10 protein-coding genes are annotated in these 8,124 nt (G+C 74.7%); 5 read left to right on the forward strand and 5 right to left on the reverse strand.

Annotated elements, in window-relative coordinates:
* Window positions 1-70: 70 nt before the first annotated feature.
* Complete coding sequence (locus tag ACFU7Z_RS31295; RefSeq protein WP_380781186.1) at window positions 71-700, reverse strand: TetR/AcrR family transcriptional regulator; 630 nt, start codon at window positions 698-700, stop codon at window positions 71-73.
* A 76-nt stretch (window positions 701-776) separates the two neighbouring features.
* Between ACFU7Z_RS31295 and ACFU7Z_RS31300 the strand changes: the two genes are divergently transcribed.
* Window positions 777-1,721, forward strand: coding sequence for a hypothetical protein (locus tag ACFU7Z_RS31300; RefSeq protein WP_380781189.1), 945 nt, complete (start codon window positions 777-779; stop codon window positions 1,719-1,721).
* 13 nt (window positions 1,722-1,734) lie between these two features.
* Here ACFU7Z_RS31300 and ACFU7Z_RS31305 read toward each other — a convergent pair whose 3' ends face one another.
* The 3 genes from ACFU7Z_RS31305 to ACFU7Z_RS31315 form a co-directional block, all read right to left on the reverse strand.
* Window positions 1,735-2,232: a F0F1 ATP synthase subunit B gene (locus tag ACFU7Z_RS31305; RefSeq protein WP_158077659.1), complete on the reverse strand. Its 498-nt coding sequence runs from the start codon at window positions 2,230-2,232 to the stop codon at window positions 1,735-1,737.
* 141 nt (window positions 2,233-2,373) lie between these two features.
* Complete coding sequence (gene kynU / locus ACFU7Z_RS31310) at window positions 2,374-3,600, reverse strand: kynureninase (protein WP_380781192.1); 1,227 nt, start codon at window positions 3,598-3,600, stop codon at window positions 2,374-2,376.
* Between the two features lie 56 nt (window positions 3,601-3,656).
* Window positions 3,657-4,487 carry a tryptophan 2,3-dioxygenase gene (locus ACFU7Z_RS31315; RefSeq protein ID WP_380781195.1) on the reverse strand — a complete coding sequence of 277 codons (831 nt, stop codon included), beginning with the start codon at window positions 4,485-4,487 and terminating at the stop codon, window positions 3,657-3,659.
* A gap of 188 nt (window positions 4,488-4,675) precedes the next feature.
* Between ACFU7Z_RS31315 and ACFU7Z_RS31320 the strand changes: the two genes are divergently transcribed.
* Window positions 4,676-5,137, forward strand: coding sequence for an Lrp/AsnC family transcriptional regulator (locus ACFU7Z_RS31320; protein ID WP_234348510.1), 462 nt, complete (start codon window positions 4,676-4,678; stop codon window positions 5,135-5,137).
* A gap of 91 nt (window positions 5,138-5,228) precedes the next feature.
* The gene (locus tag ACFU7Z_RS31325; RefSeq protein WP_380781198.1) at window positions 5,229-5,768 is read left to right on the forward strand and encodes an NADPH-dependent FMN reductase; all 540 of its coding nucleotides are present in this window, start codon (window positions 5,229-5,231) and stop codon (window positions 5,766-5,768) included.
* Window positions 5,769-5,827: 59 nt separating this feature from the next.
* On the opposite strand, the gene ACFU7Z_RS31330 is transcribed toward ACFU7Z_RS31325, so the two are convergent.
* Entirely contained in the window at window positions 5,828-6,460 is a 633-nt protein-coding gene (locus ACFU7Z_RS31330; RefSeq protein WP_049660921.1) for a MarC family protein, read from the reverse strand.
* Window positions 6,461-6,673: 213 nt separating this feature from the next.
* On the opposite strand from ACFU7Z_RS31330, the gene ACFU7Z_RS31335 reads away from it, so the two are divergent.
* Together ACFU7Z_RS31335 and ACFU7Z_RS31340 are read left to right on the forward strand one after the other, a co-directional pair.
* Window positions 6,674-7,234, forward strand: coding sequence for a DoxX family protein (locus tag ACFU7Z_RS31335; RefSeq protein ID WP_049660922.1), 561 nt, complete (start codon window positions 6,674-6,676; stop codon window positions 7,232-7,234).
* 137 nt (window positions 7,235-7,371) lie between these two features.
* Window positions 7,372-7,995, forward strand: a complete 624-nt coding sequence (locus ACFU7Z_RS31340) for an FxLYD domain-containing protein (protein ID WP_380781200.1) — start codon at window positions 7,372-7,374, stop codon at window positions 7,993-7,995.
* Window positions 7,996-8,124: the final 129 nt, after the last annotated feature.

Raw genomic sequence — 8,124 nt, forward strand, 5'->3', positions numbered from 1 at the left:
AGTCGACCCCGACCGGGCGGCCTGCGCCGTTCCCGTCCCCGGCGCCGCGGGCTTCCCCCGGTCCGGCCGCCTACCGCTCGGCCGGGTAGCGGGCGAGGCCCGAGGCGAGCAGGCCGAAGGCGTGCCGCACCGCCGCCTCGACCCGGGTCCGTACCGCCCCGGCCGGCTCCCCGGCGACCATGGCCCGCCGGATCTCTCCGAGCACCGCCCGGTGGGCCCCCGCGACGGCTCCGGCCACGACCCGGGGGAGCGGGTCCTCCGGTGCGGCGCCCGATTCCTCGGCCAGGGCGGCCGCCAGCGCCGCCTCGGCCCGTTCGCCGAGCTCCAGCAGTCGGGCCCGCAGGGCGGCGCTGTCCTCGACGATCCGCCAGAACGCCGCGATCCCCGGGTTCAGCCCGACCGTCGGCTCGCCGCTCGCGAAGGCCGCCAGCAGGTCGGCCCGGACGGCGTCCACGGCCGAGCTGCCCGGGGGGCGGTGCCGGACCACCTCGGCCAGGTGGGCGACCACCTCCTCCTGGCGGTCGAAGAACAGGTCCTCCTTGGTCGGGAAGTAGTTGAAGACCGTGTTCGGCGAGACCCCGGCGGCCCGGGCCACCTCGACCACCGTGACCCGGTCGAAGCCGCGCTCGGCGAACAGGCCCATGGCGGTGTCGGAGAGCAGCTCCCGGGTCTGCTGCTTCTTGAGTTCGCGAAGTCCCATGGCCGGATCCTATCCGCCAATCATGGTGTCACTGAAAACTTGCGGTGACACCAAAAATATCCGCTACGGTGACGGCATGACCTTCACCTTCGGCATCTATCCCGGCGGGCTGGCGGGCGACGACACCGGCGTGATCACCCCCGCCCGCCCCGACGACCCGGCCCTGATCACCGCCGCCCTGCGCGAACTCCAGGGCGGTGCAGGGGAGTTCCTGGTCCGCGCCTACCGCTCGTACCCGGGCGGCGAGCACACCCCCGAGCGGCCCGAGCGGTACGCCGTCGAGGGCCGCCGGCTCGACCTGGTGGTCCAGTACCGGGAGCGGGGCGGGGAGTTGGCGGGCTGGCTGGACTTCGTCCGGCGGACGGTCCGGACCGAGGGGCACCGCCTCGCCCTGCTCCAGATCTGCGAGGAGCCCAACCTGGACCTCCCGCCCGTGGACGGCAGCATCCCGAACGTCCGCCGGGCGCTGGTCGAGGGCGTGGTCGCGGCCAAGGAGGAGGCGCTGGCCCACGGATTCGACCGGCTGGCCGTCGGCTTCAACGCGGTGCCCTCCTTCGACCCCGCGGACACCTTCTGGACCGAGCTCGGGGAGCTCGCCGACGAGCGCTTCCACCGCGCCCTGGACTACGTCGGCCTGGACTTCTTCCCGGACGTCTTCCGTCCCGTCCCGCCGTCCCAACTCGCCGACGCGGTACGGGCGGTGCTCACCGGCTTCCGCCGGGACGCGCTGCCCCGGGCCGGGATCGGGCCGGACGTCCCGCTGCGGATCTGCGAGAACGGCTGGCCCACCGGCCCCGGGCGGAGCGAGGCGCGGCAGGCCGAGGTGGTGGCGGAGGTGGTCCGGACGGTCGCCGGGCTCGCCGCCGAACTCCACGTCGCCGGTTACGCGTTCTTCGCGCTGCGCGACGCGGACAGCGCGGGTGCCGGACTGTTCCCGCGCTTCGGCCTGCTGCGCGACGACTACACGCCCAAGCCGGCCTTCGCGGTCTACCGCGGGCTGGTCCAGGAGCTGACGAACTGACGTTCCGGCAAAGCTAGTTCGCCTCGAAGAAGCGCTCCACCGTGCGCCGTCGCGCGGCGACGGCGTGCACCGGTTCGCCGATCACCCGGCCGGCCAGGGCGACGGCCAGCTCGCCGACGTCCTGCCGCAGCACGCGGGCCGCCTCGGCCCGGTCGGCGGCGATCCGGGCGCGGCCGGTGGTGAGCAGTTCGTCCCGGGCGCGGATGCCCTCCGCGCGGGCCGCGACCATCGCCGCCGCGCCGCGCTCGGCGTACTCCTCCCGGATCCTGGCCGCCTCGTGCCGTGCCTCGGCCAGCTCCAGCAGCCGGGCCTCCCGGGTGGCCTCGGCCTCGGCGAGCAGGGCCTCGGCGCGTTCGGCGCGGCCCTCGGTGGCCTCCCAGCGTTCGGACTGCACCCGTTCGATCCGCGGGAGCAGACGGCGGCCGAGCGCCCACATCAGCAGGAAGAGCAGTGCCAGGCCCAGCAGCAGCGGGGCCGGTTCGGGCTTGAGCGGGCCGAGTTCGAGGTTCACGCACGCCTCCCCAGGGTGTGACGTTCCGTCAGCCTTGAGCATCCCCAAGGACGACGGAGGTCGAACTCGGCCCGGGCATGAGCTGCGTCACGGCGGCCGCCGGGTCGTGCCGCCGCTCCGGGGGCCGGCCCTCCCGGCTGGCTACGTCACCTCGCCCCGGCGGGAGAAGCGCTCCGCCCGCCACTCGCCGCTCTCCAGCACCTCGGCCAACTGCCGGGCCGCGTCCCAGACCTCGGTGTACGACAGGTAGAGCGGCGTGAAGCCGAAGCGCATCAGGTCCGGCGCGCGGAAGTCGCCGATCACCCCGCGCTCGATCAGCGCCTGCACCACCGGGTAGCCGTCGGCGTGCCGCAGCGCGACCTGGCTGCCGCGCCGGGCGTGCTCGCGCGGGGTCGCCACCTCGACGCCGTCCAGGCCCTCGGTCAGTGAGACGAACAGGTCGGTCAGTGCCAGGCTCTTCGCCCGCACCTCCGCCAGGTCGACCCGCTCCCAGATGTCCAGCGAGGCGCCGAGGGCGGCCTGGCCGAGCAGTGAGGGCGAGCTGGTCAGGAACCGGCCGATGCCCGGCTTCGGCTCGTACCCGGGCTCGAAGGCGAACGGCCGGGCGTGGCCGAACCAGCCGCTGAGCGGCTGGAGCGGGCCGGCTGCCAGGTGCCGTTCGGCGACGTACAGGAAGGCCGGCGAGCCGGGGCCGCCGTTCAGGTACTTGTAGGTGCAGCCGATCGCGAAGTCCGCGCCGGCGGCGTCGAGTCCGACCGGCAGCGCGCCCACGGAGTGGCACACGTCCCAGATCATCAGGGCGCCCGCGGCCTGCACCCGGGCGGTGATCCCGGGCATGTCCAGCAGCTCGCCGGTGCGGTAGTCGACGTGCGAGAGGACGACCGCGGCGACGTCCCCGTCCAGGTGCCGGTCCAGCTCCTCGGGGCGGATCAGCGCGCTGCGCGCGTCCTCGACCAGGCCGGTCACGCCCTCGGCGATGTACAGGTCGGTCGGGAAGGCCTCGGCGTCGCCGAGTACCGTGCGCCGGCCCGGGCGCAGCCGCAGCGCGGCCGACAGCACCTTGAACAGGTTGACCGAGGTGGTGTCGCAGACGACCACCTCCGCCGGAGCGGCGCCGACCAGCGGCGCGATCCGCCGCCCCAGCCGGTACGGCTGCTCGAACCAGCCGGCGTCGTTCCAGCTGCGGATCAGCTCCCGGCCCCACTCCTCCTCGACCACCCGGCGCACCCGCTCGGGCGTGCGCACCGGCAGCGCGCCCAGCGAGTTGCCGTCCAGGTAGACCACCCCGTCCGGCAGGGCGAACTCCTTGCGGAACGCCGCCAGCGGGTCGGCGGCGTCCAGCGCCGCGCAGTCCTCGCGCGTGGTCATTGCCCGTCCCTCCCTCGTCATCCTCTGCCCGTCCCGTTCCGTACCCGTTGTGCCCGTCACAGCCCGTCCCGGATCGTCCACAGCTCCGGGAAGACGTCCTGCTCGGCCGACTTGCGCAGCCAGGTCAGCCCGCTGGAGCCGCCCGAGCCGGGCTTGCCGCCCATGGTCCGCTTGACCGCCGAGAGGTGGCGCTGGCGCCACCGGGTGACCCGCTCGGCCACGTCCAGCAGGGCCTCGCCGAGCGGCCGGAGCGCGGCGACCTCCGGCTCGGTGTACACCCGCCGCCAGGCCGCCTCGACCTCCGCCGACGGCTGGTAGCGCTGCTCGGAGGGGGTCGGGTGCGGGGCCAGGCCGCGGCGCGCCAGCAGCGCCAGCGCCTCGTCGTACAGGCCGGGGGAGCGCAGCGCCTCGGTCAGCTCGGCCCGGGTGTCGGGCATCCCGTCGTACATCGCCAGCAGCGCGGCGTTCTTGTTGCCGAGCAGGAACTCCAGCCGCAGGAAGGCGGCGGACTGGAAGCCGGAGGCCTCGCCGAACAGCGAGCGGAAGGAGTTGAACTCGTGCGGGGTCATGGTGGCCAGCAGGTCCCAGGACTCCACCAGCACGTCCTGGACGTGGGTGCCCCGGCGCAGCGCGGCCAGGGCGGCGGTCAGATCGTCCTCGCGCAGCGCCTGCCGGGCGAGCGTCCACTCGTGCCGCAGCAGGTCGAACAGCAGCTCCATCACCTGGGTGGTGACGATGAACGACAGCTCGGCCGGCTCCTTGCTGCGCGGGTGCTGCAGGCCGTGCAGTTCCTCCAGGCGTACGTACTCGGCGTACGGGGTGCCCCGGCCGGGCGCTCCGCCCCGGCCGAACGACAGGTTGGGCGTCTCCACCGTGTCGTGCCCCATCCCGATCCCTCCAGATCCTCCGGGCCGCGTCGCCCGGTCCGGTGGACCAGCCGGACTGCCGGGTTCCACCGGGTGCCCATTGTGCGGCGGCGGTGCCCCCCGCTTGAATGGTCGACGGGCATCACAACCGCCTTCGGAGCTGTCGTTCGCGAGGCGTTCCGCCGATTCGCTTTACGAATGGAAATCCCTTGATCCCGACCACCCGGGAGGCCGCCTTGGACGCCGTCGACCGCCGTCTGCTCGCCGAGCTCCAGGCCGACGCCCGGCTCTCGTACAACGAACTCTCCCGCCGGGTGAGCCTGTCCGCACCCGCGGTGGCCGAACGGGTCCGCCGGCTGGAGTCCGAGGGCGTGATCAGCGGCTACCACGCCCACGTGGACCTCACCCGGGCCGGGCTGCCGATCACCGCGCTGGTCCAGATCCAGTGCTACGGCCCGCGCTGCGTGCTGCGCGACCCGGAGGTGCCGACCTGGCCTGAGGTGGTCCAGCTGCACCGGGTCACCGGCGGGGCGTGCTGCGTGCTGCTGGTCGCGGTGTCGACGATGGCCGAGTTCGAGGCGGTGTGCGACCGGCTCGGCGGCTACGGCCAGCCGTCCAGCTCGATGATCCTCTCCAGCCCGGTGCCCTGGCGGCCGGTGGTGCCGCACTGATCGCCGCCGGGTCGCGGTCAGGGCCGCGGTCGGGTCGCGGCACCGCGGCCGGCCGGCCCTGACGCGGACGTCAAGGGGTAGGTTGCCCGGCATGCCGAACGAGCGCCACATCCTGCTGCTGCCCGGGAGCCTGCGGGCCGGTTCCACCAACGAGACGGTGCTGCGCACCGCGGCCGCGGTGGCGGCCGCCACCCCGGGCCTGCGGGCCACCTACTACGAGGGCCTGGCCGGGCTGCCGCACTTCAACCCGGACCACGACACCGACCCGCTGCCGGAGCCGGTGGCCGGGCTGCGGGCCGCGATCGGGGCGGCCGACGCGCTGCTGGTCTGCACCCCCGAGTACGCCGGGACGCTGCCGGGCGCGTTCAAGAACCTGCTGGACTGGACGGTCGGCGGGGTCGAGATCTCGGACAAGCCCACCGGCTGGATCAACGCCGCCGGCCCGGGCCGCGGCCTGGGGGCCGAGGCCACCCTGCGCACCGTCCTCGGCTACACCGGTGCGGCGGTGCTGGACGAGGCCTGCGTCCGGCTGCCGCTGGAGCGCGGCGCGGTGGGCCCGGACGGGCTGGTCGCCGACCCGCTGGTGCGCGAGCGGATCGGCGGGGTGCTGGCCCGGCTCGCGGCGGGCTGAGCCGGGGCTGAGCGGGGGGCTGAGCCGGGGCTGAGCGGGGGGCTGGGGGCGGGCCGGGGTCAGTGCCCCGTCGGCAGGTGCACCCCGAGCCCGGCCAGGCCCTCCAGGAACAGCTCGACGCCGACCGCCGCCAGCAGCAGCCCGAGCAGCCGGGACAGCACCTCCAGCGAGGTGCGGTGGGTGCGCCGCATCAGCGGGGCGAGCACCGCCACGCAGAGGTAGTTGATCACCGCGACGGCCACGTACGCCCCGGAGACGGCGGCCTTCCAGCCCCAGTTGTCCTGGTTGAGCGAGGCGACCAGGACGGCCGTGATGGCGAGCGGGCTGGCGATGTACGGCAGCAGCAGTTCGCGGATTCCGTCCACCAGGGGGTTCGCGAGGTGCTCGTCCTCCTCGCCGTCCGAGCCGAGGTGGACGCCGAAGACCAGCGCGACGGCGTAGACGAAGAAGATCGCCCCGCCCGCGAGCTGCAGCGACTGGTCGCTGATGTGGAACAGGGTGGTCAGCTCGTCGGCCCCGAAGCCGAGCACCAGGCCGATCACCGCCGAGATGGCCGTGCTCAGCGCCGCCAGCCGCCGCAGCTCCAGGTTGCTCCTGGTCCCGGCCAGCCGGGCGAAGGCCAGCAGGGTCTTCGGCGGACCGACCACGGCGAAGAAGGTGATGAAGGCGCTGCCCAGGTTGAAGACGAACATGGGCCCAGCATGACCGCGCGGCCCCGGGCGGCCGGGGCGCCACGCCCCGCGGCCGGGCGTGGCGTGAATCTCCCCGGCGGCCGTTCCATTCCTGGTCAGGGGCGAATTCGCCCGGATGGCGGTCCCGGCTCGAAGGGACGGGCGCTCTCGGTTGCTATGGAGGCAGGACTGCCAGCGAGCGGGACCAGCCCGCCGCGGAAGCGAGGATGCGACATGTGCCTGAACCGTAAGGACCTGGGCCTGCTGGCCCTGCGCGGCGCGGTCGGCGGGGTGCTGATCGCGCACGGCACCCAGAAGCTGTTCGGCTGGTTCGGGGGCGGCGGCCTGGAGGGCACCACCCAGGCCATGGAGCACATGGGCTTCCACCCGGCCCGGGAGAGCGCGCTCGCGGCCGGCCTCGGCGAGGCGGGCGGCGGGGCGCTGCTGGTGGCCGGGCTGGCCACCCCGGCGGCCGGCGCGGTGGTGGCCGGGACGATGGCGGGCGCGGTGTCGGTGCACGCCCCGGCCGGCTTCTTCGCGATGTCCGGCGGCTACGAGTATCCGGCCTTCCTCGGCGCGACCGGGCTGGCGATCGGCCTGGCCGGTGCCGGCCGGTACTCGCTGGACCACCTGACCGGCCACGTCTTCGACCGGCCGTGGGTCGGGCTGGTGGCCTTCGTGGCGAGTGCCGCCGGGGCGTACGGCGCGGTCGCCCGGCGCCGGCACCAGGTGCGGCTGCGCGAGGAGCGGGCCGCGGTGGAGGCGGACGAGCAGGAGGGCTCGGGGCTCTCGTAGGGCCCCTCGCGGGGGCGGGTCCCGCAGGCCGGTTCACCCGGAGGCAGCAGCCCTGCTGGCGGAGGCCCGCCCGCCCTCGGAGGGTGGGCCGGGAGGTGTGCCGGGCAGCCCGGCGCCGACCGGAAACGAGGGACCGCATGGACCGCCAGCCGCTCACCCGCGCGAGGGCCTGTACCCCGCCGAGGGCCACCGCCCAGGACCTGGACGCACCGCCGCTGCGCCGCCAACGGCGGTCGGTGGCAGGGGTGTTGGTCGCCGCGGTGGTCGGAGCGGCGGCGCTCGCGGGCTGCTCCTCCGGCCAGAGCGCGAGCAGTGTGGCCTCCGGGGCGGCGGCCGCGGTGGAGCGGGGTGCGAGCGCCGCCGCCTCCGCGGCCTCGGCGTTGGCCTCGGTGGCCGGCGGGGCGGGTGCGGCGATCGCCTCGGCGGAGGCGCAGGCCTCGGCGGCGGTGTCAGCGGCCTCCTCGGCCGTCGCCGGGATCAAGGGCGGGCTGGACGCCAAGGGGGACGTCACGGTCGGGGCGGTGAGCACCGGTTCGGACGGCAAGCCGCAGGTGTCGCTGACCGTCACCAACCACGGGCAGCAGTCGTACCGGTACGTGATCCAGCTGGACTTCACCGACGAGTCCGGCAAGGTGCTGGACGCGACCGCGGTGACCGTCCAGGACGTGGCCGCCGGGCAGAGCGCCCAGGCCACCGGGCACGCCAACCGGGACCTGTCCGGCACGGTCAAGGCCGAGGTGGCCAACGCCGTCCGCTATTGAGTCGGGACCCGGCCGCCCAGCTCAGCGCGGGTGCGGAACCTTAAGCGGGGCTCAAGGCCCAACAGCACCCCTTGACGGGCGAGTTGGTCTAGTCCATTTTTATTGCCCAGGTGCAGGGAGCCCCTGAAC

The organism is Kitasatospora sp. NPDC057518, assembly GCF_042802075.1.
In the GTDB taxonomy this organism is placed as follows: domain Bacteria; phylum Actinomycetota; class Actinomycetes; order Streptomycetales; family Streptomycetaceae; genus Kitasatospora.